This window comes from Arthrobacter sp. P1_B3 (assembly GCF_056406615.1).
The window spans coordinates 164,946-189,153 of the sequence record NZ_JBFTZV010000003.1 but is presented as its reverse complement, the minus strand read 5'-3'; the positions used below and the strand labels follow the sequence as shown (position 1 = coordinate 189,153).

Sequence of the window (24,208 nt, the reverse complement as noted above, 5' to 3'; positions counted from 1 at the left end):
ATTCGAGTGCTGTGACTCGAATTCTGCCGTGCCCCGGCCGGGGGATAGTATTAGCTTTACCGGCCAATGGATCCGGTAATCCGGTGTGTGCGAGACACGGCATTTACGTGCCGTCCGCGCCCCGGCGAGGTCATCTATCTACCCATAGGGGTTTTTGTGTCTACACCTGATGTAAGCAGCGAAGCCGGCGCGTCCGCGAAGAACGTCACGGGCAGCAGCCGCGTCAAGCGCGGCATGGCTGAGATGCTCAAGGGCGGCGTCATCATGGACGTCGTCAACGCCGAGCAGGCCCGCATCGCCGAAGACGCCGGTGCCGTGGCCGTGATGGCGCTGGAACGCGTTCCGGCCGATATCCGCGCCCAGGGCGGCGTGTCCCGCATGTCCGATCCCGACATGATCGACAAGATCATCGCGGCCGTGTCCGTGCCCGTCATGGCCAAGGCCCGGATCGGCCACTTCGTCGAGGCGCAGGTCCTGCAGTCCCTCGGCGTGGACTACATTGACGAGTCCGAGGTCCTGACCCCGGCGGACTACACCAACCACATCGACAAGTGGAACTTCACCGTTCCGTTCGTCTGCGGTGCGACCAACCTCGGTGAGGCGCTGCGCCGCATCAACGAGGGCGCGGCGATGATCCGGTCCAAGGGTGAGGCCGGCACCGGCGACGTCTCCAACGCCACCACGCACATGCGCCAGATCCGCGCCGAGATCAAGAAGCTCGCCGGCATGGCCGAGGACGAGCTCTACGTCGCGGCAAAGGAGCTGCAGGCACCGTACGAACTGGTCAAGGAAGTTGCCGCGACCGGCAAGCTCCCGGTGGTGCTGTTCACCGCCGGCGGCATCGCCACCCCGGCCGACGCCGCGATGATGATGCAGCTCGGCGCCGACGGCGTGTTCGTCGGCTCCGGAATCTTCAAGTCCGGCAACCCGGCCCAGCGTGCCGCCGCCGTCGTGAAGGCCACCACCTTCTTCGATGACCCGGACGAGATCGCCAAGGCCTCCCGCGGCCTGGGCGAGGCCATGGTCGGCATCAACGTCGACGAGATCCCGCAGCCGCACCGCCTCGCCGAGCGCGGCTGGTAGTTCGCGCCTTTGGGGGCGCCGGACGGCGCTGATCCTCTGCGTGCTATTCCCCGCGCCCTGTTGGCAGCTGAGCAGCTGCTCGGGGCGCGGGGCCCCTTTTACGCACGCTGCCGGATCACACCGCCCTTCGCCTTGCGCTCCTGATTGAACGACAGGCGGCGAGTCACCTTTCCTGGTGACTCGCCGCCGTCGTCGTTTCCCCGTCGATTGCTCCGTAACTGCCCTTATCAGGCTCCTAAAGGGCGCCTACGGAGCAATCGATGAAGGATTAGTCGAGGCCGCGGCGTTTCAGCAGTGGCCCAAGATCCGCGTCCCGGCCGCGGAAAGCGCGGAATGACTCCAGCGGGTCCCGGCTGTTGCCGCGGGAAAGCAGTTCGTCCCGGAAGAAATTGCCGTTAGCGCGGCTGAGTCCGCCGTTTTCCTTGAACCATTCCACGGTGTCGGCGTCCAGGACTTCGCTCCAGATGTAGGAGTAGTAGCCGGCGGCGTACCAGCCGCCGGCGAAGATGTGCTGGAAGTAGCCTGTCCGGTAGCGCGGCGGGATCAGGCTGTGGGCGATGCCCGCCGCGGCCAGTGCCTTCGCTTCGAACTCGACGACGTCCTCCGGGACATCGGAGCCGTCCAGGACGTGCCACGCCAGGTCCAGCAGGGCCGCGCCGAGGTATTCCGTGGTGGCGAAGCCTTCGCCCCAGAGTTGCGCGGCGTTGAGCTTGTCCACGGTTTCCTGCGGCAGGGCCTCGCCGGTCGCGTGGTGCCGGGCGTAGTTGGCCAGGACCTCGGGCCACATGATCCACATTTCGTTGACCTGCGACGGGTATTCCACGAAGTCCCGCGGCACGTTGGTACCGGAGAACCGGGGATACGTGACGGCGGAAAACAAGCCGTGCAGGGCATGGCCGAACTCGTGGAAGGTGGTGCGGAGTTCATCCAGCGTCAGCAGGGTGGGCTCGCCGGCCGGCGGCTTGGAGATGTTGAGGTTGTTGATCACCACAGGACGGGTGTTCAGCAGCCCGGACTGCTCCACGAGGGAATTCATCCACGCACCCCCGCGCTTCGTTTCGCGCGTGTAGTAGTCGCCCAGGAACAGGCCCAGGTCCGTGCCGTCGGAATTCTTCACTTCCCAGACGCGCACGTCCGGGTGGTAGCCGGCGAGGTCGGCGCGTTCATGGAAGGTGACACCGTACAGGGCGTTCGCCGCGAAGAACACACCGTCGTTCAAAACCCGGTCCAGCTCGAAGTAGGGCCGCAGGGCCTGCTCGTCCACGGCATACCGCTCACGCTTGACCTTGGCCGAGTAATACGCCCAGTCCCAGGCCTCGAGGGGGTGACCGGAGGCCTCGGCAAGCGCGTCGGCCTCGGCGTCGGCGTTGCGGATGGCGGCGGGGGCCAGCCGGCTCATCATGTCCTGAACGGCCTGGAAGTCCGGTGCCGTCTGCCGGTCCACACTCAGCTCGGCAAAGTTCGCGAACCCCAGCAGGCCCGCCTTCTCGGCGCGGAGCCTGACCATGTCCTTGACCAGATCGAGCACATCGAAGCTGCCGCCGCCGCTGCCGCGGCCGATCGAGGCCTCGTAGAGCCGCCGGCGGACCTCCCGGTTAGCCAGGGCGGCCATGGCGGGTTGGTTGCTTGGCTGGATCAGGGTCAGCAGGAACTTGCCCTCGTGCCCGGCGGTCCTGGCGGCCTCGGCGGCGCTGGCAATGTCGTCGGCGGGCAGGCCGATGAGGTCGGCGGCGTCGTCCAGCAGCAGGGCGGCGGACTTCATGCCTTCCTTGACGCGCTGCCCGAACTCGGTGCCGAGCCGGGCAAGCTCGGCGTTGACGTCCTTGAGGCGCTCCTGGCCGGCGTCGTCAAGCTGGATGCCGGAGGCCCGGAACTCCTTAAGGTATTCCTCTACCAGCCGGGCGGACTCCCCGTCCAGGACGTCAGTGTCCAGCGCCGCGAAGCGTTCGTAGAGCCCACGGTTGAGGTAGACGGCGTCCTGATGGGCGGAGAAGAGCGGGGAGAGACGGGTCTCGAGGTCGCGGATGGCGTCCGAGGCGTCCGCGGAAACCAGGGTGAAGAACGAGGCGGCCGCCCGTTCCAGAAGCCGGCCGGAGCGTTCCATGGCCAAGGCGGTGTTCTCGAAGGACGGGGCCGCCGGGTCGGACACGATGGCCTGGATTTCGGTAAGGTGCTCGGCCAGGCCTGCCTCAACGGCCTCGGCGAAGTGCGCGTCTTCGATGTCCGAGAACGGCGGCAGGCCGTAGGGCAGTGTGCTGGGGCTCAGGAGGGGATTGGTCATGAAGTGACTCTTTCATGCAGCACGCGGGTTCTCAACGATCGCCTCCGTGTGTTGTGATTCCGCCCAACGTAGGATGACCGGCATGAAGACCAGGACAGCAACGCCGCACGGTGCGATGTTGTCCGCGGTCGCGGCCGTTGTCCTCGCGGCGTCGCTGGCATCCTGCGGACTCCTCGCCCGGCCGGGCGTCCCAAGCCCCTCGGCGGCAACCGGCAGTACCGGGGGAGCGGCAGGCAGCGCTCAGCCGCCGTCGGGCACCCCGACGCCGACGCCGACCCCGACCCCGACCCCGACCCCGACGCCGGGTACGGGTCCCGGCTGTGCGGCCCTCCGATGCACCTCCGTCCTGGTCACCGGGGACATGCTGGTCCACCCCCAGCTCTGGCAGCAGGCCCGCGAGGATGCCCGTGCTGCCGGCGCGGCGGGGCTGGACTTCGGGCCGTTGCTGGAGGGCCAGCGGCGTTACATCGAGACGAGCGATGTGGCGATCTGCCATCTGGAAACCCCGGTGGCGGGCCCGGACGGACCGTTCTCCGGGTATCCGTCCTTCAACGTCCCGCCGCAGATCCTAACCGCCGTCCGGGGTGTGGGGTATCAGGCCTGCACGACGGCCAGCAACCACACGGTTGACCGCGGCACCGCTGGCCTCGTCCGCACCCTGGACGCCCTCGACGCCGCCGGGCTCAGGCACACGGGCTCATACCGGACCGAGGCGGAGTCGCAGGAAGTGCTGATCCTGCAGACCCCAGCGGCAAAGATCGCGGTCGTCGATGCCGCGTACGGCCTCAATGGGCTGCGTGCCGAGCAGGCCTGGCAGGTCGACCTGCTCGATCCGGCCGCAATGATTTCCAGGGCGCGCAAGGCCAGGGCTTTGGGAGCCGACATCGTGCTGGGGGTCATGCACGCCGGCGCTGAGTATTCCAGCGTGCCGAACACTCAGCAGCGCGACGTCGCCCATGCGCTCGTGGACAGCGGGCTGTTCAGCATGATCTACGGGCACCACAGCCATTCGGTGCTGCCGATCGAGAAGTACAAGGGAACCTGGATTGTGTACGGGCTCGGCAACGGCATTACCGAGCTCTCGCCGTCGTTCGTGGTCAACAACGAGGGCCTGTTGGTCCGGGTGCAGTTCAGCCAGGACGCCACAGGGGCCTGGGCTGCCTCGGACCTCGCCTGGGCGCCGTCGGTGATGGTCCGCGGACCCTACCGCTGGTGTTCGGTGGCGGCCGACGCCCCGCAGGGCCGGTGTGCCGGCACGGCGGCGGACGCCGCCACGCGCCGGCGCACCACTGCTGTGCTGGAGTCGATGGGCGCCGCGGCGGCGGGCGCCCACGAGCTGATTCTCGCCAAGGAGCCCTAAGCTTGGGCAGCATGGAGATGTTCACTGAACGACGCCGCACGGTCGCGTCGCACGGCGCCGAGCTGGCCGTATTTGAGTACGGCCCGGAGCCCGGACCGGATGTGCCGACGCTGCTGCTGGTGCACGGCTATCCCGACGACCATCAGGTCTACCTGCCGGCCATCCGGGACCTGGCCAGAAGCCACCACGTGGTCGCCTACGACACCCGGAACGCGGGCGCGTCCGCCGTCGTCGGACTCCCCGGAGACTTCACCCTGAAGACCCTCGTGGATGATATGTTCGCCGTGCTGACAGCTATCGGGGCCACGGACGTCCATCTCGTGGGCCATGACTGGGGATCCATCCAGGGCTGGGCGGCCGTCCAGGACCGCAGGGCCGCGGACCTGATCGGCCGGTACACGTCCATTTCGGGCCCGGACCTGCGGCACTTTGCCCGCTGGGTGCGAAGCCGGTATTCGCGTCCCCGGGCGTGGCCGCAGCTGGCCGGCCAACTGGCCCGCAGTTGGTACATTGCCGCGTTCCTCGTCCCGCAGCTGCCAGAGGCCGCCTGGCGCCTGTTCCTCACCAAACGCTACGAGCGGACGGCGAAGCGCGACGTCGGCGATGATCCCATCCGGGGGCTGGCGCTCTACCGCGCCAACTTTTTCCGGGCACGGACCTGGCCCGCAGGCGGCCGCGTGACGATGCCCGTCCTGGTGGTGACGCCGCGGAAGGATTCCTTCCTGTCGCCGGACCTCGTGGACGGACTGGATTCGTGGGTGGACAACCTCACGGTCATCCGGGTGGACAGCGGCCACTGGTGGCCGGCATCCCGGCCGGCGGAGTTTGCCGAACTGCTGCGGGGAAGCTACGTCAGCCGATGATGGCGAGAGCACTGGCGGCTCAGCAAAGTGCCAGGCGCGGGACGTTCCGGAACGGAATGGATTACCTGTGCTGGGGAAGCGGCCCGAAGACGCTCTTGTTTATCCAGGGCGGCCCAGGCAGTGCGGTGCCTCAGGGGATGATGCGCCGGATGTTCCGCCGGCAGTTCCAGCCGTATCTGAACGCGGGATATTCCGTTTGGATCGTGACGCGCCGCAGGAACATGCCGCCCGGGCACACAATTACCGACATGGCCGGCGACTACGCCCACGTGATCTCGGAGGAGTTCGGCGGACACGTTGACGTCGTCGTGGCCGAATCCTTCGGCGGAATGATTGCCCAGTACCTCGCGGCCCTGCACCCCGACGCTTTCGGCCGGATCGTTGTGGTCATCGCGGCGGCCGAGCTCAGCGACTGGGGCAAGGACGTCGACGCGCGGATGGCCGGCGCCCTGGTTAGCGGCGACGCCGGGCGGGCCGGGACAGTGTTCGCCGAGTACCTGTTTCCAGGGACGCGGCTGAGGTGGCTCCGCCGGCTACTGGGGCCCCTCATCGGTGGCCGCCTGCTCGCCGGCTCAGACTACCCGCCGGATGACGTACAGACTGAAGTCCGGGCGGAGCTGAGCTTCAATTCACGGGACGTTCTGCCAAGGATCCGGCCGCCGGTACTGCTCATCTGCGGGGACCACGACAAGTTCTTCCCGAAGGATGTTGCAGCCGAGACCGCCGGACTGATCCCGGACTGCACACTGATTTGGTATGAAGGCCAAGGTCATCTTCGGGTGGCCGCCAGCAGCCGGGTCGCCCGGGACGTGTTGGCGTTCGTCAACGGCAGTTAGCGCAGGTCACGGGTCATGAAGACACTGTTCGGGTCGAGTGCGTAGTCGGCAAACGGCGGACAGTCGACGAACCCGTGCCGGTGGTACAGCCGGCGGGCGGGGGCGAAGAAATCCTGGCTGCCGGTCTCAAGGAACAACCGTTCGTAGCCGCTTTGCCGGGCCTGCTCAAGGAGGTGGGCGAGCAGAAGCGTCGCAATGCCCCGGYCGCGGGCGTGGGCTGCGGTGCGCATTGACTTGATCTCGCCCTGACCGGGTTGCAGCTGCTTGAGAGCGCAGCAGCCGACCAACTCGGAGCCCTGCCGAGCGGTCCAGAACGTGATCGCCGGATCGGAAAGAGCCCCGTGATCCAGCGCGTGCACGCTGTCCGCGGGAGAGGTGGCATACATGTCCGCGAGGTGCCCGCTCAAGAATTCCTGGACATCCGTACGCCCCGGCGTGTCGCGCCCAATCAGGATCCCGCTGCCCTGGGTGCCGGCCATCTGGGTTAGCGGGGACGGCGGGCGGCGTGTTCGCGCGCCAGCACCGCGTAGGAGTCGTCCGGGGTGCCCGGCGTGAAGCTCCCGTATTTGCGTTCGACGGCGGTCCGGATCAGGAAGTCCGCGAGGGCCGGGTTCTTGGGCAGCAGTGAGCCGTGCAGGTAGCTCGCCACGATGTTGCGGTAGCGGGCGCCTTCCTGGCCGTCAGTGCTGTTGTTGCCCGTGCCCTTGGCGGTGGTTCCGAGCGGTTCGACGCCGGGTCCCAGCGTGGTCTGGCCGCTGTGGTTCTCATAGCCAAGGATGCTGCCGAACTCGGGGGAGGAGACGGTGACGTTGCCGATCAGGCGTTCGTCGGTGCCGTGGGTCTCCACGTCCAGGATGCCGATGCCCGGAAGGACCGAGCCGAGCCGGGTCTTGAAGAACTTCCCGAAGAGCTGGTACAGCCCGCAGATCACGAGCATCGGGGTGCCGGCGTCGGCCAGTTGCTTCAGGATGGACTCCCGGGAGAGGAGGTCGTCCTGGATGACGAGCTGTCCGCTGTCCTGTCCGCCGCCACCGACAATCAGGTCCACGTCTGCCGGGAACGGGTCACCGACGTTGTATTCGAGCAGTTCCGGCGTGTAGCCGTGCCAGCGCAGGCGCTGCGCGAGGACCAGGGCGTTGCCCCAGTCGCCGTAGATGTTCATGTCCCGCGGGTAGAGCTGCAGGACCCGGATGGTTCCCTTGCTGGGGGCCGCGGAATCTTCGGGCGGAAGTTCGTGCCCAAAGGAGAGCTCGTGCGGGGTTTCGGGGGACCGGGGGGTCATGAGACCACCTCCACTGTGGTGATTTTGGACAGCTCGCGGCGGATGGCCAGCATGGCCGTGTAGGTGCAGAAGATCCTCTTCGGCTTGCCCTGGCCGCCGCGGATGAACGCTGCCAGTGCCGGCGCGATTTCCGTGTCGACGGCGCCGATGGCGACGTCGTCGTACTGCAGCCGCAGCGCCATGTCGTACGCGCGGGAGCCCGTGAGCTGGTCCACGCCGCCGTCGCGGAGGGTGTCGAATTCGACGTCCCACAGCCAGGACATGTCCCGTCCGTCAGCGTAATTGTCATTGATCGCGATCATCGTGGCGTACCCGGCGGCCGGGAACGATTTCAGGCCGAGCCGGAAACCGCTGGGGTTCTTGACCAGGACCAGTTCCAGCGGCAGGCCATCGACCACAAGGCTCTCGCCGCGGCCGAACGCCGGCGCCACCTTGGACAGCGCCGTGAGCAGGCCGGCCTGGTCGGTACCGGTGCCGCGGGCGCCCGAGACACCGCGGGCCAGGGTCAGTGCGGCGGCGGCATTGAAGATGTTGTAGACGCCGCGCAGCTTCATCGCCGTGGTGACCGTCGCGCCGTCGTACTCGAAATCGGCGTCGTCGGCGCCCACGCGGCGCAGCACGACGTCGGCGGCCGGCCGGGCCGGTGCGGGAGGCACCGGGCTCCCCGGGGCGGCGCGCATGTCGTCGTCGTTGGGGAAGGTGCTCAGCAGGGAATCGTCCAGCCCGAAGTAGAGCACCTCCGGCCCGTCCAGGGTCTGGGCGATCCGGGCCACGCGGGGGTCTTCCCGGTTCAGGACAACGGTCCCGGTGGTCTTGGACGCGATGTGCTGGAGCAGTTCAGCGGTCTTATCGATCTCGCCGAAACGGTCCAGCTGGTCGCGGAGGACATTGAGCAGGAGGCTGTACCGCGGCGGGACCTTGTTGACGAAGTGCACGGCGTGCGCCTCGTCCAGTTCCAGGACCGCGACGTCGGCATCGAGCCGGCCCCGCCAGTCCACCTCGCCCAGGAGCGCCGCGGCCACGCCGCGGGTGAAGTTGCTGCCGGTGCGGTTGGTGAAGACCTTCAGCCCCTGGCTCTCCAGAAGTTCCACCACCATCTTGGTGGTGGTGGTCTTCCCGTTCGTGCCACTGACGACGGCGACCCCCAGTGGCAGCGTGGACAGTGTCCGCCGCATGAAACCGGGGTCGATTTTTTCGACCACAAGCCCGGGAAGGGCCGAGCCTCCGCCCCTGAGCCGGGAGACCCGGCGGACGAGCTTGCCGAGCGGAACGCTGAAGTAAAGCATGCTCTGTAATATATCCCAGCAGCGGCATGGAACCCTGCCGGGCGGCGCCCGGACGGAGGCAGTAGCACTATGCTGAATGGATGACCAACCCCCCTTCTTCGGACCTTTCCCGCGCGGGTACAGGCCTACGGATCGGTGTCCTCGCCCTTCAAGGCGACTTCCGGGAGCACTTGCGTGCAGCGGAAGATATGGGCGCCACCGGCATCGGAGTCCGCCGCCCGGCCGAGCTCGACGGCCTCGACGGCCTGATCATTCCCGGCGGTGAATCCACCACCATCGACAAGCTCGCACGCGCCTTCGATCTCGCGGATCCGTTGCGCAAACTCATCGCCGACGGCCTGCCAGTTTATGGCTCCTGCGCGGGCATGATCCTGCTCGCGGACGAGATCGCAGATCCGGCGACGGACCTTGCCGGGAACCCGCAGCAGACCTTCGGCGGCCTGGATATTACGGTGCGCCGCAATGCTTTCGGCCGGCAGCGCGAGTCCTTCGAGACCGATCTCGAATTCAAGGGACTGGGCTTCAGCGACACCGGCTCCGGTGTGGCTCCCGTCCATGCGGTATTCATCCGCGGCCCATGGGTGGAGCGTATGGGTCCGGGCGTCGAGGTCCTGGCGCAGGTGGAACCCGCGGACCCGGAGCATGCCTCGCATGCCGCTGTCCTGGACGGGACGGCTAGAATTGTTGCAGTGCGTTCCGGCAAGCTGCTGGCCACCTCCTTCCACCCGGAAGTGACGGGGGAGAAGCGCGTGCATGAACTGTTTATTCGAATGATCAGAGGAGAAGCGTAAAGCATGTCAGGCCACTCCAAATGGGCGACGACCAAGCATAAGAAGGCCATCCTTGATAGCCGCCGGGCCAAGTCGTTCGCCAAGCTGATCAAGAACATCGAAGTCGCCGCGCGCATGGGCGGCCCTGACCTGTCCGGCAACCCGAGCCTGGAACTCGCCGTCACCAAGGCGAAGAAGACCTCGGTGCCCGCCGACAATATCGACCGCGCCATCAAGCGCGGCGCCGGGCTCACCGGCGAAGTCGTGGACTACACCGAAATCATGTACGAGTGCCGCGGCCCGCAGGGCTCCGCGCTGCTGATCGAGTGCCTCACGGACAACAAGAACCGCGCCGCCTCCGAGGTCCGGCTCGCCATCTCCCGCAACGGCGGCACGATCGCCGATCCCGGTTCGGTCAGCTACCTCTTCAGCCGCAAGGGCGTCGTCTCGCTGCCGAAGAACGGTCTCAGCGAAGACGACGTCCTGATGGCAGTCCTCGACKCCGGAGCCGAGGAAGTCAAGGACAACGGCGACGGCTTCGAGATCCACTCAGAGCCGACCGACCTCCAGGCCATCCGCGATGCCCTCAAGGAAGCCGGAATCGAGTACGACACCGATGAGGCCGAGTTTGTGCCGTCGATGCAGGTGCCGCTGGACCTCGACGCCGCCAAGAAGTTCATGAAGCTCGTGGACGCCCTGGAAGAACTCGACGACGTCCAGAACGTCTACAGCAACGCCGACCTCAGCGACGAAGTGCAGGCCGCACTGGAAGCCGAGTGACACCCTCACCCAGCCGTGATTTTGAGGCCCGGTCTTGACCCTGCGCGTCCTGGGGGTTGACCCGGGCCTCACCCGTTGCGGGCTCGGCGTCGTCGACGTCGAAAGAAACCGGCGGGCCACCATGGTGGCCTTCGGCGTAGTGGGCACGTCCCCCGAGGAGAGCCTGGACCAGCGGCTGCTTGTCATCGCCACGTCCATCGACGAGTGGCTGGACCAGTACGAACCGCACGTCCTCGCCGTGGAGCGGGTCTTTTCCCAGCTCAACGTCAGCACGGTCATGGGCGTGGCGCAGGCCTCCGGCGTGGTCATTGCCGCCGCCGCGCGCCGCGGCATCCCGGTGGCGCTTCACACTCCGTCCGAGGTCAAGGCCGCCGTGACGGGAAGCGGGACCTCGAACAAGGACGCAGTCACGAAGCTGGTGACCAAGATCCTCCGGCTGGACGCGCCCCCGCGCCCCGCCGACGCCGCCGACGCCCTCGCGCTGGCCATTACCCACGCCTGGCGGGCCGGCAGCGGCGCCGCCGTGGCGACGACGGGCCCGGGCAGCCAGTCCCTCACTCCGGCCCAGCGGGCGTGGGCGGACGCGGAGGCAAAAGCGCGCCGTGCGCGCTGAATGTCCGGCTGTCCCCCCTTGGAACTTGGTAGGGTATTCGTAGATATGTTCGGATAGTCGGGTTACCCGGCTGCAGACCCAGGAGCCCGGCCTTGATCAGTTTTCTTCGCGGAACCGTTGCGCACGTTGGCCTGTCCTCCGCCGTGATCGACCTCAACGGCGCCGGCATGAGCGTCAGCGCCACGCCCCAGACCCTCAGCGGCCTCCGGGTGGGGGAGGAGGGGAAGCTGTTCACGTCCCTGATCGTGCGGGAGGACTCGCTGACCCTGTTCGGCTTCGCCAGCGATGACGAGCGGGAAGTGTTCGATATCCTGCTCAGCGTCAGCGGCGTCGGACCCCGCCTGGCCCTGGCCGTGCTGGCAGTCCACGAGCCGGAAGCCATCCGCGTGGCCGCCCACTCCGGCGACGGCAAGGCCTTCACGAAGGTCCCCGGAATTGGACCGAAGGTGGCCGGCCGGATCGTGCTGGAACTCGCCGGCAAGCTCGTGCCGCACGGCACCGCTGGTGCGCCCGTCGCGGCGGTTTCCGCGGAATCCGTCTGGAAGCCGCAGGTCGTCGCCGCGATGACCAGCCTTGGCTGGTCCGAAAAGGACGCCACCGCCAGCATCGACAAATCCCTGGCCGATTCCCCGGACCTGGCCGCGAACGGCAATGTGGCGGAAATCCTCCGCGCGACGCTGCGCTGGCTGGGGCAGGACGGCGCCCGCGCCGGAAACCGGGTAGGCGCGCGTGGCTGAGCCATCGATTGTCGCCGGGGGAGAAGAGCCGGAGGAGCGCGTCATCGAAGCCGCCCTCCGGCCCAAGAATCTGCACGACTTCGTGGGCCAGCACCGGGTCCGCAAGCAACTGTCCCTCGTCCTGGAAGCCTCGCGCATGCGTGGCCGCAGCGCGGACCACGTGCTGCTCTCCGGCCCTCCAGGGCTGGGCAAGACCACGCTGTCCATGATCATCGCCGCCGAAATGAACGTCCCGCTGCGGATCAGCAGCGGCCCGGCCATCCAGCACGCGGGCGATCTCGCAGCCATCCTGTCCTCGCTCTCTGAAGGCGAGGTCCTGTTCCTGGACGAAATCCACCGCATGTCCCGCCCGGCCGAGGAAATGCTGTACATGGCGATGGAGGATTTCCGCGTCGACATCGTCGTCGGCAAAGGCGCCGGCGCCACGGCCATCCCGCTGGAACTGCCGCCCTTTACGCTGGTCGGCGCCACCACGCGGGCTGGCCTGCTTCCAGGGCCGTTGCGGGACCGGTTCGGTTTCACCGGCCACCTTGAGTTTTACTCAGTGGAAGAGTTGGAACTGGTTCTGCGCCGTTCCGCCGGCTTGCTGGACCTCAAGGTCAACTCGGCCGGATTCAGCGAGATCGCCGGCCGGTCCCGGGGCACGCCGCGCATCGCCAACCGGCTCCTGCGCCGGGTCCGGGACTGGGCACTCGTGCACGGCATCGAGCAAATTGATGCCAGGGCGGCGTCCGCCGCCCTGGATATGTACGAGGTAGACAAACGCGGCCTGGACCGGCTGGACCGCGCCGTTCTCGAAGCCCTCATTACCAAGTTCGGCGGCGGGCCGGTGGGCCTGTCCACCCTCGCGATCGCCGTCGGCGAGGAAACGGAGACCGTGGAAACGGTCGCCGAGCCCTACCTGGTGCGGGAGGGGCTGCTGGGCCGGACGCCACGCGGCCGCATAGCCCTGGCGCCGGCGTGGACGCACTTGGGCTTCGCCGTTCCTGCCGGCGTCTTCGGCCAGGACCCGCTGGAGCTGTTCCGGGCCGATGAGCTGTCCGATGAGCGGGCCGATGAGCTGGGCGGGGGCCCGCAGGGCGAGTCCGGCGGGGTTCTCGGTGACGAAACAGGTCCGCAGCGAATCAGAAACAGCCGCTAGCACCGTACTTTCAGCTTTTCCCTTTAGACTGGTATGACGCTCGGCACGTTCGGGTTTTGTTTCCGTGGGCGGAGAGCAGGTAGCCGCCGGCGGTTTGGGGATGGTCTCTTTGCCAGCTTGCTGTGCAGACCCCTGCCCGCGCCGCCCGGAGCAAACGGACGTTGCTGAAAAACAGCTATGCAAGTAGAGAACGGAACAATCCCTGTGTTCGGACTTATTTCTGCCCAGACCCAGCCGCAGGCCGGCGGCGGCATCGACATCATGACGGTTCTCCTGTTCGTCATGCTCGGACTTTTCGTCTTCATGATGTTCCGCCGCAACAAGAAGACCCAGCAGCAGCAGGCCAAGCTTCAGTCCAAGTTCGAGCCCGGTGTGGAGGTCATGACGAGCTTCGGACTGTTCGGGCGGATCATCAACATCGATGAGGCCGAGAACAAGGTCACGCTCGAGCTCTCCCCGGGCAACACCGCCACCGTGCACCGGCAGGCCGTCACCAAAATTGTGGAGCCGGTTGTTGCGGCCGAGGAGCCGACGGTTGTTCCCGACGACGCGTCCTCGCTGACCACTGAGAAGGTGAACGCTGAGAACACGGACAGCGCCGCCGCTGTCAACGAAGCGCCCATCAATGAAACTCCCGAGGAAACCCTGCGCCGCCTCAATGACGAAGGTAAAAAAGACAGCTAGTCTGCCTACCTGAGCTGTCCCGCGAAGCAACGGTTGCGGGCATCCGTCGGCGGGGGCCCAGAGCCCGCGCCGGCGGATCCGCCGCAAATAATAGAAAGATCGACAATGGCACGAACTGGCCCCAAAAACTCAGCCATCAGGATGCTGGTCTGGCTTGGCGTACTCATCGCCGCCATGACGGCTGTCCTGGCGGGCGGCACGATTGCCGGCCAGGCGGGCTGGGCTCCAAAGCTCGCCCTGGACCTTGAAGGCGGCACCCAGATGATCCTGGCGCCCAAGGTTGAGGGTGGTTCGGGTATTACCGAAGACCAGCTCAACCAGGCCGTGGCGATCATTCGTCAGCGCGTGGACGGCTCGGGCGTAGCGGAAGCGGAAATCAGCACGCAGTCCGGCCGCAACGTGGTCGTCAGCCTCCCGGGAACGCCTGCCAAGGAGACCCGTGCGCTGATCCAGGCCTCCGCCGACATGAACTTCCGCCCGGTTATCCAGACTGGCCCCGGCGCTGCGGTCCCAGAGGCGTCCCGGACCCCGGCCGACCAGCTGCCGAAGCCGACGGCGGAACCCGCCAACAGCAGCGACGAGAACTGGATTACCCCCGAGGTCTACAAGCAGTTTGAGGCACTCGACTGCGACAACCCGTCCCAGGACAAGCAGCAGCGCTCCGACCCGACCAAGCCGCTGGTGACCTGTGAGCCGGCGTCGGCCAATTCGCCGGCGATCAAGTACATCCTCGGTCCGGTTGAGGTGAAGGGCTCGAACATCAAGTCGTCCTCGTTCCAGCTGCAGCGCGGCGCCCAGGGTGCCGTGACCAATGAATGGGCCGTCAACATCCAGTTCGATGACGCGGGCACCACCAAGTTCAAGGAAATCACAGAGCGTCTGTACAAGTTCTATGCCGCCGGCGGCGGCCAGACCGGCTCGGATCCGAAGTCCCAGTTCGCAATCGTCCTGGACGACCAGGTCATCTCCGCCCCGCGCTCTCTCGCCGTCATCACCGACGGCCGGCCGCAGATCACCGGCGGGTTTACCGAGGAGTCGGCCAAGGCCCTCTCGGACCAGCTTCGTTTCGGTGCCCTGCCGATCAGCTTCGAAATCCAGAGCGAACAGCAGATCTCGGCAACCCTCGGCGGGGAGCAGCTCCGCATGGGTATGCTCGCCGGCGTGATCGGCCTCCTGCTGGTGTTTGTCTACTCGCTGTTCCAGTACCGGGCCCTTGGCCTCGTGACCGTGGCTTCCCTCGTGATCGCCGGGGTGCTGACGTTCCTGGCCATCGCCATCCTCGGCTGGACCGAAAACTACCGGCTTTCGCTCGCCGGCGTCGCCGGCCTGATCGTGGCGATCGGCCAGACGGCCGACTCGTTCATCGTCTACTTCGAACGCATCCGCGATGAGCTCCGCGAAGGCCGCGGCCTCGTCTCGGCCGTGGAAAACGGCTGGAAGCGGGCCAAGCGCACCATCCTCGCCTCCAAGGCCGTGAACCTCCTCGCGGCCGTGGTGCTGTTCTTCGTGGCGGTGGGCAACGTCCGCGGCTTCGCGTTCACCCTCGGCCTCACCGCGATCGCCGACCTCATCGTCGTGTTCATGTTCACCCACCCCACCCTGCAGCTGCTGGCCCGGACCAAGTTCTTCGGCGAAGGCCACAGGTTCTCGGGTCTGGACCCGAAGCGCCTGGGAGCCGTCCCGCTGTACCGCGGTGCCGGCAGGATGCGTACCCCGGAGGACAAGCCCGTGGCAGTGGTGCGCGCGAAGAACACCGGCGCCGCCGCCGAGGCAGAACGCCGGATGACCATTGCAGAACGCCGTCTCGCCGAAAAGCAGGATCAGGCACAACAGGCACAGCTCGCCGGTACCTCCAAGAGCGCGTCCAAGGAGGGCAAGTAAATGGTCAACTTCTCAACATTCGGCAATGAGCTGTACACGGGCAAGCGCTCGTACGACTTCGTCGGTTACAGGAAGATCTGGTTCCTGATCGCCGGGATCGCCGTCGCCCTCTCGATCCTGATCCCGATCGCCAAGGGTGGTTTCAACCTCGGCATCGAGTTCCGCGGCGGCTCTGAATTCACGGTCTCCAACGTCAAGACCACCGATGCCTCCCTCGGCGAGAAAGCCGTCCAGGGAGTCGTGACGGGATCCGTGCCTCGCGTGGCTAACGTCGCCGGCACCACTATGCGCATCCAGACGGACAAGCTCACCGACGACGAGACGCTGCAGATCAAGGAAGGCCTCACCAAGGCCTATGGCGTGACGGATAACGAGGTCACGTCAACCTTCGTCGGCCCCACCTGGGGTGCGGACGTCACGAAGCAGGCGCTGATGGGCCTGGCAATCTTTGTGGGTCTGGCCGCCGTCCTGATGGCGCTCTACTTCCGGACCTGGAAGATGTCGCTCTCGGCACTTGTCGGCATGGCCGTCACGATGTTCATGACCGCCGGTGTATACGGCCTCAGTGACTTCGAAGTGACGCCGTCGGCCATCATCGGCTTCCTCACAGTCCTCAGCTATTCGCTGTACGACACCGTGGTGGTGTTCGACAAGATCCGCGAAAACACCTCGGACATGCAGGCGTCMACCCGGCGGACCTTCGCCGAAGAGGTCAACCTCGCCATCAACCAGACCCTGGTCCGGTCCATCAACACCATGGTGGTGGCCATCCTGCCGGTCGGCGCGATCCTCTTCATCGGTGCCGGGCTGCTCGGTGCCGGAACGCTGCGGGACCTGTCCCTGGCACTGTTCGTGGGCATCCTGGTGGGCACCGCCGCGACGATTTTCATCGCGGCTCCGCTGTACGCCGCGCTGCGGCAGGGCGAACCTGAGCTCGTCAAGCAGGCCAAGCGGGTGGAACAGCGGCGCGCCGAAGCGGCCGCCAAGACCACGTCTTCGGCGTCGCCAGCTACGGCCTGAGCCTCCCGCCAGACCCTAAGCACAAGCCCAGCAGACGGGCCGGAGGCGTCAATTTCGACGGCCCCGGCCCGTCGCCGTATCCCGGCCGGTTATCGAAGTATCCTGCCGCGGGAATACACTTGAATAATTAACCGGTCGCGAGAGGTGCTCCATTGGAAGAACGTTCGACGCCGGTGCCGAAGGCACCTGCGGACGAGGGCCTGGGTCAGGGTTCTCAGACTGACCTAGTGGGTCCCGGACGTCCCGATGTTTCCGTGCCGGTTCACAATTCAGGTGCCCGGCCGACGTTTCCTGGCCGGCGCGAGCGCACGAGATCACGCCTTGCCCGGCTGACTGGCCGCGGTGCTCCCGCGTACTCGCCGATCCTGGAGCCGTTGCTGCGCACGGTCCGTGCCAACAACCCCAAAGAGGATTTCGACCTCATCCAGCGCGCCTTTGTGGTTGCCGAGCGCTGCCACCGGGGCCAAAAGCGCAAGAGCGGGGACCCGTACATCACGCACCCGGTCGCGGTGGCCACCATCCTCGCCGAACTTGGCCTCAGCGGCACCACGCTGGCCGCGGCCTTGCTGCACGACACTGTCGAAGACACCTCCTACACGCTGGCAGACCTGAAGGCCGAGTTCGGCCCGGAAGTGGCCATGCTCGTGGACGGCGTCACCAAGCTGGACAAGGTCAGCTTTGGTGAGGCGGCCCAGTCCGAGACCGTGCGCAAGATGGTCGTCGCCATGGCCAAGGACATCCGTGTCCTGATGATCAAACTCGCCGACCGGCTCCACAACGCCCGCACGTGGCGCTTTGTCTCGGCTGAGTCCTCGGCCCGCAAGGCGCGCGAAACCCTGGAAATCTTTGCGCCGCTGGCCCACCGGCTGGGCATGAACACCATCAAGTGGGAGCTGGAGGATCTGTCCTTCGCTGCCCTGTATCCCAAGGTGTACGAGGAAATCGTGCGCATGGTGGGGGACCGGACGCCGGAGCGCGAAAAGAACCTTTCGGTCATCCGTAACCAGATCACCGAAGACCTCCGGGCAGCGAAGATCAAGGCCACGATCACCGGACGGCCAAAGCACTACTACTCGATCTACCAGAAGATGATCGTCCGCGATAAAGACTTTGACGACATCAACGACCTCATGGGCGTCCGTGTCCTGGTCGATTCAGTCCGCGACTGTTATGCGGCCCTGGGCGCGATGCACTCGCGCTGGAACCCCCTGCCCGGGCGGTTCAAGGACTATATCGCGATGCCCAAGTTCAACATGTACCAGTCGTTGCACACCACGGTGATCGGTCCCGGCGGCAAGCCGGTGGAAATCCAGATCCGCACCCATGAAATGCACCGGCGGGCCGAGTACGGCGTCGCCGCGCACTGGAAGTACAAGGACCAGCCGAACAGGACGGCCGCCGGGCCAGGCAGCCCGCGCGACGGCGACATGGGCTGGCTGCGCTCCCTCGTGGACTGGCAGCAGGAAACGTCGGACCCCGGCGAGTTCCTCGACTCCCTGCGCTTTGAAATCAACGCCCGCGAAGTGTTCGTGTTCACCCCCAAGGGCGAGGTCATGGCCCTGCCTGCCGGATCCACGCCCGTGGACTTCGCCTATGCCGTGCACACCGAGGTGGGCCACCGGACCATAGGCGCGCGCGTCAACGGCAAGCTCGTTCCACTCAACAGCGAACTGAACCACGGCGACTGGGTGGAAATCTTCACCTCCAAGGCTGAAGGCGCCGGCCCCAGCCAGGACTGGCAGCACTTCGTCAAGAGCGCCCGGGCCCGTAACAAGATCAGGCAATGGTTCAGCAAGGAACGCCGCGAGGAAGCGATTGACCGCGGCAAGGACCTGCTGACCAAGGCGATGCGGAAGCAAAACCTCCCGCTGCAGCGGCTCATGACCCACGACGCCCTCGCCGCGATCGCGGAGGACTTCAAGTATGTCGACATCTCCGGGCTCTACGCCGGCGTGGGCGACGGCCACACCTCCGCACAGTCCGTCATGGAACGCCTGGTGGAGAGCCTCGGTGGAAACGAGCACCCGGACGACGCCCTCACCGAAGTCTCCATCCCCACCCAGGTCAGCAAGACCCGGTTCTCCGATTCCGGTGTTGTTGTCCGCGGCGTGGACGACGTCTGGGTGAAGCTGGCCCGGTGCTGCACGCCGGTCCCGCCGGACCCGATCCTTGGCTTCGTCACGCGCGGCTCCGGCGTCTCTGTGCACCGGACCGACTGCACGAACGTGAGCGGTCTGATGGGTCAGCCGGACAGGATCGTGGAAGTGGACTGGGCGCCCACGCAGGCCAGCGTGTTCCTCGTGGAGATCCAGGTCGAAGCACTGGACCGCAAATCGCTGCTCTCCGACGTCACCCGCGTGCTCTCGGAAAACCACGTCAACATCCTGGCGGCGAGCGTCCACACGTCCACGGATCGCGTGGCAATCTCGAAGTTTGCGTTCGAAATGGGCGATCCCAAGTACCTCAGCCATGTGCTTAGCGCAGTCCGCCGGATCGACGGCGTCTTCGACGTGTACCGCACCACCGGAAACCGCCGCCGCAGCTGATCCGGCCCCGGCGGTCGGACCCGGGAAGCCGGGCCAGGATACCTGTCCGGCACCCAGCAACGCTAGCCCGCTGCATCGGGCGCCTCCGGCTGTGCCGGGAGGGCGGCCAGCTTCGCCAGCGCCGCCCGTTTGTGCGGGACGCGCGGGCTGGCCTCGACGGCAAGCCTGAGCAGCCGGAGACGCACGCCCAGCTCGGGACGGGCCAGTAACGCCCTCAGGGCCGGCACGGCCCGTTCCGCCTCCACATGCAAGGCCACGTCCACGGCCGTGCGCAGCGGGCTGGACACCATCAGACCTCCCATGCTCACGACGTCGAACGGCCCCAGCCGAACTTCGTGGAAGGTGCAGCCGCGCACGGACCTCAGGCTGGAAATCCGTCGGTTGGCGTCAACCAGCAGCGCCAGGCGGTCCGGCTCCGCGGCGCAACCATAGATCCAGGCCGCGGTCATCCGCCCCGCCACGACCCGCTGCCGGATCGCCGGCGCCACAGCCAGTGACGCGGCGCGGGCGCGAAGCTGCGGACTGGCAGGGGCGCCCGGGGGCAGATAGCCGCGCTGGTACAGCTGCGTCAGCACACCGTCGGCGGCCATGGCCTGCAGCTCCGGCCAGGAGAACAGCGCGCCGGGGGAGTAGAGCTCGCAGTGCTCCGGCCCCGGCCCGGGAGCGCGCCGGCCCGGAACAGGTATTCCGGGGGCGCCCCGGTCCGGAACAGGCTGCCCGGAACGTGCGGCGGGAGCGCGGGGCATGAGTACCATTCCGCCATCGTTCCCGGTTCCCCGGACATGGAACAGGCCCCGTTCCGGTCATGTGGATAACCGAAACGGGGCCTGGACTGGCTTGCTGGTGTGCCGCGTGCCTAGGAGAGCTCGCTCGCCGAGCGCTCGAGCTGCTCCAGCCAGGCCTGGCGCGCCTCTAGGGCTTCCCGGGCTGCCATGATCTTGCGCTCGTCGCCTGCCTTCTCCGCCTTGGCCAGGTCTTCCTTGAGACCGGCAATGGCGGCTTCGAGCTGGGTCAGGGCACTGTTGGTGCGCGCCTTCGTCTCCGGGTTGGAGCGCTTCCAGTTTTCGTCCTCGGCGTGGCGGACGGCGTCCTCCACCTTCCGCAGGCCGGCTTCGATACGGCCCATGTCGGCGCGCGGAACCTTGCCGGCTTCTTCCCAGCGGTCACGGATGGACTGCAGCGCCTTCTTGGCCGCCGGTAGGTCCTTGATCGGCAGGAGCTCGTTGGCCTCCACCAGGAGCGCTTCCTTCACCACCAGGTTCGCACCGTATTCCTGGTCGATCTCGTCGTTGGCTGCCTGCCTGTTCGTGAAGAAGACGTCCTGGGCGGCGCGGAAGCGGGCCCACAGAGCGTCGTCGTCCTTGCGGCTGGCGCGCGGGGAGGCTTTCCACTCATCCATGAGGCGGCGGTATTCGCCGGCGGCGAAGCCCCAGTCGGTCGAGGAGGAAAGGGCCTCAGCCTCGGCGATCAGCTTCTCTTTGGCTGCCTTGGCTGCCGAGTTGGTGCTGTCCAGCTGGGAGAAGTACGCGCGGCGGTGCCGGTCAAACACAGTGCGGGCGGCACGGAACCGCTTCCACAGCGCGTCCTCGTTGCTGCGGCCGAGCCGGACCCCGCTCTTCTGGGCGGTCTTCCAGCTCTCGAACAGTTCGTTCATCCGCGCACTGGAGGTCTTCCACTGGATCTGCGCGGGATCGTGGCCGGCGATTTCCTCGGCCTCGGCCACGATGGCCTCGCGGGCGGCAAGCTCAGCGGCGCGGACGGCGTCGTGCTCGGCTTTCTCGGCCTTTTCGAGCTCGCCGATCTGCGTCACCAGTGCGTCCAGCCGTGCCTCGGCGGAGCGGAAGTCGCCCACCATGTTCCGCTCGGCAAGCTGCTCGCGCAGGTGCGTGACGGTCTTCTGCATGTCCGCGGTGGGCGCCTTGGAGCTCACACGCTGTTCCAGCAGGACGATCTGGGCCACGACGTCGTCGAACTTCCGGGCAAAGTAGCCCAGGGCCTCGTCGGCGCTGACTCCCGGGTACTGGCCGACGGGATATTCCGTGCCGTCAACGGTCAGGAAGACATGGCCGTCGCCTTCAACACGGCCCCAGCGGGCTGCTTCGGCCAGTGAGGCTGCGGAGGACACGGCCACCGGCGCGGGGGCCGGTGCGGCCGGGGACGGCTTGGCCTTCGGCCGGGCGGCAAACGCTGCCGGGCTCGGCGCGGGACGCGCGGCCGGCGACGGAGCAGCAGTGGCCCCGGTTTCAGCAACAGTCTCGGCTGCCGGCTCAGTAGCAGGCTCGGCTGCCGTTTCCGCCGACGGTGCCTCGGCGGGCTGTGCGGACTCGGTGGGCGCTGCTGGCACCGCGGACTCGGTGGACGCTGCGTCCTCGCCGGCCTCGGCGTCCTCGCCCGCGGCTGGGGCTGCGGTTGCCGCAGCCTCGCCGGCGGCGTCTACGGCAGCGCCTGCACTCTCGGCTGGGGTTGCCTCGGCTTCGGTTTCGTTGGCAGCTGCTGTTGCCAATGTTTCGTCGGATTTCTGACTGTCTGTCACCGCTAGAAGTCTTTCGCTTGGAGGGAAATACCGGGACCACGGCCTTCAGGGCCGTGGCTGGTCACTTCAGTGAGAACGAGTCTATCGTGACTGGTTCCGCAGGTGCGCCGTCGGTGGCGTTGTCGCCTGGCTTCAGTCCGGCGGCGGCAATCCCGCTCACCACGTCGAGACCCGAGGTCACCTTGCCCACCACCGTATAGCCACCGGCGGCATCCGCCGGGATAACGGTGTCCTTGTACACAATGAAGAACTGGGTGCCGTTGCTGTTGGCGTTCCCGCCGGTCCGGGCCACGGCGATCGTCCCGGCAGGGTACTTGTTGTCCTGCGGGGTGTTTTCCAGCGGGCCCCACATGTAGCTCGGGTCGCTGCTGCCGTCTCCGGCCTTGGAACCGCACTGCAGTACGCCAAAGTTCTCGGCCGTGGTCAGCCGGTGGCAGCTGAGGCCGTTGTAGAAGTTTTGGTCGGCGAGGGATTTGAACACCGCCGCCGCCTGCGGGGCCTTCGTGCCGTCGAGCTCGACGCCTAGCCCGCCACGGTTCAGCTTGAGCTCGCCCGTGAAGGTCTTGCCCGCGGCCGTTTCCGGCTTCGGGATGTTCTCGGCATTCGTGGAGGCAGCTGAGGGTGTGGCGGACGCTGACGGGCTCTGGAGCCCCTCCTGCACGGCAGCGAACTCCTCTTCGGTCGGGTTGGACGCGAAGACTGTGAGCTGCAGGACCAGGGCCAGGCCGATCGCCGCTGTGCCGACGCTGATGGCCAGGACGTTGTCGCGCTTGCGGCGCTTGTCCTGATCCTTGCGCAGGCCGCGCCTGGCCTCCATCTGCTGGACGCGCCGCTTCGCCTCGCGTGCGCTGCGTGAACTGGCCGCCAATGGTCCTCCTGGTTGTATGGCCGCTTCCGTCACGGGCCGTAGGCACCGTCGCGGCAGCGGCAGCAAGCTGCCGGCAGTCCCGCCGGGGCCGGCTCCGTTGGAAGAAGCGGGCGCCGAACGCATAAACTGACTGCCGCACACAGTTTATGCACGACTGGCCGGTCTGCCGCTTATCTTCGTTACGTTTCGACAGATGAATGCCGCGTGGACCCGCGCCCGAAGATGCTGCAGTAGCAACGAGATACCGCAGTGGTAACCAGAGGAGAAAATTTCACCATGGCACGCACAGCCTCCCTGTCAGGATTCCCCGAGTGGCTTCCCGAGGAGCGGCTGGTGGAACTCCATGTGCTGGACACGCTGCGCCGGACGTTCGAGCTCCATGGTTTCTCCTCGATCGAGACCCGCGCCGTGGAAACGGTGGGCCAGTTGCTGCGCAAGGGCGAAATCGACAAAGAGGTCTACGGGCTGAGCCGGCTCCAGGACGATGAGGACTCCGCGGCCAAGTTCGACCCCCATGCCCTTGCCCTGCACTTCGACCTCACCGTGCCTTTCGCCCGGTACGTCGTGGAAAACGCCGGCTACCTGGCCTTCCCGTTCCGCCGCTACCAGATCCAGAAGGTCTGGCGCGGGGAACGTCCCCAGGAGGGACGGGCCCGCGAGTTCACCCAGGCGGACATCGATGTTGTCGGCGACGGCGAACTGCCGTTCCGCTATGACGTTGAAATCGCGCTCGTGATCGCCGAGGCGCTCAACGCGCTGCCCATCCCCGATTTCCTGCTGCGGATCAACAACCGCAAGCTGGCCGAAGGCTTCTACACCGGGATCGGGCTCACGGACACCGCGGGCGTTCTGCGCAGCATCGACAAACTCGAAAAGGTCGGGCCCGCGAAGGTGGCCGAGCTGCTCAAGGAGGAACTCGGCGCCACTGACGATCAGGCGCAGGCCGCCCTGAAACTCGCCGGTATCCGTACCCAGGACACGTCCTTCGTGGCGCAGGTCCGGGCGCTGGGTGTCACCAATGAGCTGCTGGAAGAAGGCCTGAACGAGCTCGAGCAGGTCATCGCGGCCGCCGTCCTGCACGCCCCGGGACGAGTCGTTGCCGATCTCAGCATCGCCCGCGGCCTGGACTACTACACGGGCACCGTGGTGGAAACCGTCCTGGTGGGACACGAGCAGCTGGGCTCGATCTGCTCCGGCGGCCGCTACGACGCACTGGCCAGCAAGGGCAACCGCAAATTCCCCGGCGTCGGCCTCTCGATCGGCGTGACCCGCCTGGTGTCACGGATCCTGAGCCAGGACCTCGCCAAGGCCTCGCGCTCCGTGCCGACCGCCGTGCTGGTGACGCTCAACAACGACGAGAGCTGGGGCGCGGCGCAGGATGTCGCGGCAAAGCTGCGCAGCCGGAGCATCGCCACTGAGGTCGCCGCGAAGGCCGAGAAGTTCGGCAAGCAGATCAAGTTCGCCGACCGCCGCGGCATCCCGTTTGTCTGGTTCACCGACGACGACGGCAAGCACCAGGTCAAGGACATCCGCACCGGCGAGCAGTACGACGCCGACCCGGACGCGTGGACGCCCTCCGAGGAAGACCTGCACGTGCGCGTAACCGCCGCGCGCTAGTTCCTCCGGGCCTGGTTCTAAGGCCCA

21 protein-coding genes are annotated in these 24,208 nt (G+C 66.8%); 14 read left to right on the top strand and 7 right to left on the bottom strand.

Translation table 11 applies throughout. The annotated features are described in order from the left end of the window. The first annotated feature begins 156 nt into the window (after window positions 1-156). Window positions 157-1,083 carry a pyridoxal 5'-phosphate synthase lyase subunit PdxS gene (gene pdxS, locus AC1D2F_RS05255; protein WP_290369365.1) on the top strand — a complete coding sequence of 309 codons (927 nt, stop codon included), beginning with the start codon at window positions 157-159 and terminating at the stop codon, window positions 1,081-1,083. Window positions 1,084-1,351: 268 nt separating this feature from the next. Here pdxS and AC1D2F_RS05250 read toward each other — a convergent pair whose 3' ends face one another. Further along, entirely contained in the window at window positions 1,352-3,364 is a 2,013-nt protein-coding gene (locus tag AC1D2F_RS05250) for a M3 family metallopeptidase (protein WP_229994064.1), read from the bottom strand. 82 nt (window positions 3,365-3,446) lie between these two features. Between AC1D2F_RS05250 and AC1D2F_RS05245 the strand changes: the two genes are divergently transcribed. The 3 genes from AC1D2F_RS05245 to AC1D2F_RS05235 are packed head-to-tail and all read left to right on the top strand — an operon-like array spanning window position 3,447 to window position 6,423. Next, entirely contained in the window at window positions 3,447-4,724 is a 1,278-nt protein-coding gene (locus tag AC1D2F_RS05245; protein WP_476966335.1) for a CapA family protein, read from the top strand. Window positions 4,725-4,735: 11 nt separating this feature from the next. Next, window positions 4,736-5,587, top strand: coding sequence for an alpha/beta fold hydrolase (locus AC1D2F_RS05240; protein WP_229995057.1), 852 nt, complete (start codon window positions 4,736-4,738; stop codon window positions 5,585-5,587). Continuing rightward, window positions 5,584-6,423, top strand: a complete 840-nt coding sequence (locus AC1D2F_RS05235; protein ID WP_476966334.1) for an alpha/beta fold hydrolase — start codon at window positions 5,584-5,586, stop codon at window positions 6,421-6,423. The genes AC1D2F_RS05240 and AC1D2F_RS05235 overlap by 4 nt, the downstream gene beginning before the upstream one ends. Here AC1D2F_RS05235 and AC1D2F_RS05230 read toward each other — a convergent pair. The 3 genes from AC1D2F_RS05230 to AC1D2F_RS05220 are packed head-to-tail and all read right to left on the bottom strand — an operon-like array spanning window position 6,420 to window position 8,991. Next, window positions 6,420-6,902, bottom strand: coding sequence for a GNAT family N-acetyltransferase (locus tag AC1D2F_RS05230; RefSeq protein WP_476966333.1), 483 nt, complete (start codon window positions 6,900-6,902; stop codon window positions 6,420-6,422). The two genes, AC1D2F_RS05235 and AC1D2F_RS05230, sit on opposite strands and share 4 nt — an antisense overlap. 5 nt (window positions 6,903-6,907) lie before the next feature. After that, window positions 6,908-7,705 carry a type 1 glutamine amidotransferase gene (locus tag AC1D2F_RS05225; RefSeq protein ID WP_290369388.1) on the bottom strand — a complete coding sequence of 266 codons (798 nt, stop codon included), beginning with the start codon at window positions 7,703-7,705 and terminating at the stop codon, window positions 6,908-6,910. Beyond that, window positions 7,702-8,991 (bottom strand): Mur ligase family protein, encoded by a 1,290-nt coding sequence (locus AC1D2F_RS05220; protein ID WP_229995060.1) that lies wholly within the window; start codon window positions 8,989-8,991, stop codon window positions 7,702-7,704. The genes AC1D2F_RS05225 and AC1D2F_RS05220 overlap by 4 nt, the downstream gene beginning before the upstream one ends. 80 nt (window positions 8,992-9,071) lie before the next feature. Here AC1D2F_RS05220 and pdxT point away from each other — a divergent pair, with 80 nt between their 5' ends. The 9 genes from pdxT (at window position 9,072) to AC1D2F_RS05175 (ending at window position 19,163) form a co-directional block, all read left to right on the top strand. After that, window positions 9,072-9,782 (top strand): pyridoxal 5'-phosphate synthase glutaminase subunit PdxT, encoded by a 711-nt coding sequence (pdxT, locus tag AC1D2F_RS05215; RefSeq protein WP_229995061.1) that lies wholly within the window; start codon window positions 9,072-9,074, stop codon window positions 9,780-9,782. A gap of 3 nt (window positions 9,783-9,785) precedes the next feature. After that, complete coding sequence (locus tag AC1D2F_RS05210) at window positions 9,786-10,541, top strand: YebC/PmpR family DNA-binding transcriptional regulator (protein ID WP_476966332.1); 756 nt, start codon at window positions 9,786-9,788, stop codon at window positions 10,539-10,541. A gap of 34 nt (window positions 10,542-10,575) precedes the next feature. Then, complete coding sequence (gene ruvC / locus AC1D2F_RS05205; RefSeq protein WP_476966331.1) at window positions 10,576-11,154, top strand: crossover junction endodeoxyribonuclease RuvC; 579 nt, start codon at window positions 10,576-10,578, stop codon at window positions 11,152-11,154. Between the two features lie 92 nt (window positions 11,155-11,246). Beyond that, the gene (gene ruvA / locus AC1D2F_RS05200; protein WP_229995064.1) at window positions 11,247-11,891 is read left to right on the top strand and encodes a Holliday junction branch migration protein RuvA; all 645 of its coding nucleotides are present in this window, start codon (window positions 11,247-11,249) and stop codon (window positions 11,889-11,891) included. Then, window positions 11,884-13,032, top strand: a complete 1,149-nt coding sequence (gene ruvB / locus AC1D2F_RS05195; protein ID WP_229995065.1) for a Holliday junction branch migration DNA helicase RuvB — start codon at window positions 11,884-11,886, stop codon at window positions 13,030-13,032. Before ruvA ends, ruvB begins: the two co-directional genes overlap by 8 nt. A 261-nt stretch (window positions 13,033-13,293) precedes the next feature. Then, the gene (yajC, locus tag AC1D2F_RS05190) at window positions 13,294-13,716 is read left to right on the top strand and encodes a preprotein translocase subunit YajC (RefSeq protein WP_229995075.1); all 423 of its coding nucleotides are present in this window, start codon (window positions 13,294-13,296) and stop codon (window positions 13,714-13,716) included. A 105-nt stretch (window positions 13,717-13,821) separates the two neighbouring features. Beyond that, window positions 13,822-15,597 (top strand): protein translocase subunit SecD, encoded by a 1,776-nt coding sequence (secD, locus tag AC1D2F_RS05185; protein ID WP_229995066.1) that lies wholly within the window; start codon window positions 13,822-13,824, stop codon window positions 15,595-15,597. Further along, complete coding sequence (gene secF, locus AC1D2F_RS05180) at window positions 15,598-16,617, top strand: protein translocase subunit SecF (protein ID WP_229995067.1); 1,020 nt, start codon at window positions 15,598-15,600, stop codon at window positions 16,615-16,617. A gap of 227 nt (window positions 16,618-16,844) precedes the next feature. Continuing rightward, on the top strand, window positions 16,845-19,163 hold the full coding sequence (locus tag AC1D2F_RS05175; protein WP_414645451.1) for a RelA/SpoT family protein: 2,319 nt from the start codon (window positions 16,845-16,847) through the stop codon (window positions 19,161-19,163). A 62-nt stretch (window positions 19,164-19,225) separates the two neighbouring features. Here the strand turns inward: AC1D2F_RS05175 and AC1D2F_RS05170 are convergent, their stop codons facing one another. The 3 genes from AC1D2F_RS05170 to AC1D2F_RS05160 form a co-directional block, all read right to left on the bottom strand. Next, window positions 19,226-19,918, bottom strand: a complete 693-nt coding sequence (locus tag AC1D2F_RS05170; protein ID WP_476966330.1) for a hypothetical protein — start codon at window positions 19,916-19,918, stop codon at window positions 19,226-19,228. 101 nt (window positions 19,919-20,019) lie between these two features. Next, a complete protein-coding gene (locus AC1D2F_RS05165) occupies window positions 20,020-21,696 on the bottom strand; it encodes a DUF349 domain-containing protein (RefSeq protein ID WP_476966329.1) in 1,677 nt (558 codons plus the stop codon). Window positions 21,697-21,757: 61 nt separating this feature from the next. Further along, a complete protein-coding gene (locus tag AC1D2F_RS05160) occupies window positions 21,758-22,564 on the bottom strand; it encodes a peptidylprolyl isomerase (protein WP_364743611.1) in 807 nt (268 codons plus the stop codon). Window positions 22,565-22,840: 276 nt separating this feature from the next. On the opposite strand from AC1D2F_RS05160, the gene hisS reads away from it, so the two are divergent. Further along, the gene (gene hisS / locus AC1D2F_RS05155) at window positions 22,841-24,181 is read left to right on the top strand and encodes a histidine--tRNA ligase (protein WP_476966328.1); all 1,341 of its coding nucleotides are present in this window, start codon (window positions 22,841-22,843) and stop codon (window positions 24,179-24,181) included. Window positions 24,182-24,208: the final 27 nt, after the last annotated feature.

Excerpts from the sequence above, each read along its gene's own strand:
- AC1D2F_RS05250 (WP_229994064.1), bottom strand. The coding sequence starts at position 3,364 with ATGACCAATCCCCTCCTGAGCCCCAGCACACTGCCCTACGGCCTGCCG.
- AC1D2F_RS05245 (WP_476966335.1), top strand. The coding sequence starts at position 3,447 with ATGAAGACCAGGACAGCAACGCCGCACGGTGCGATGTTGTCCGCGGTC.
- AC1D2F_RS05240 (WP_229995057.1), top strand. The coding sequence starts at position 4,736 with ATGGAGATGTTCACTGAACGACGCCGCACGGTCGCGTCGCACGGCGCC.
- AC1D2F_RS05235 (WP_476966334.1), top strand. The coding sequence starts at position 5,584 with ATGATGGCGAGAGCACTGGCGGCTCAGCAAAGTGCCAGGCGCGGGACG.
- AC1D2F_RS05225 (WP_290369388.1), bottom strand. The coding sequence starts at position 7,705 with ATGACCCCCCGGTCCCCCGAAACCCCGCACGAGCTCTCCTTTGGGCAC.
- AC1D2F_RS05220 (WP_229995060.1), bottom strand. The coding sequence starts at position 8,991 with ATGCTTTACTTCAGCGTTCCGCTCGGCAAGCTCGTCCGCCGGGTCTCC.
- pdxT (WP_229995061.1), top strand. The coding sequence starts at position 9,072 with ATGACCAACCCCCCTTCTTCGGACCTTTCCCGCGCGGGTACAGGCCTA.
- yajC (WP_229995075.1), top strand. The coding sequence starts at position 13,294 with ATGACGGTTCTCCTGTTCGTCATGCTCGGACTTTTCGTCTTCATGATG.
- secD (WP_229995066.1), top strand. The coding sequence starts at position 13,822 with ATGGCACGAACTGGCCCCAAAAACTCAGCCATCAGGATGCTGGTCTGG.
- AC1D2F_RS05170 (WP_476966330.1), bottom strand. The coding sequence starts at position 19,918 with ATGGTACTCATGCCCCGCGCTCCCGCCGCACGTTCCGGGCAGCCTGTT.
- hisS (WP_476966328.1), top strand. The coding sequence starts at position 22,841 with ATGGCACGCACAGCCTCCCTGTCAGGATTCCCCGAGTGGCTTCCCGAG.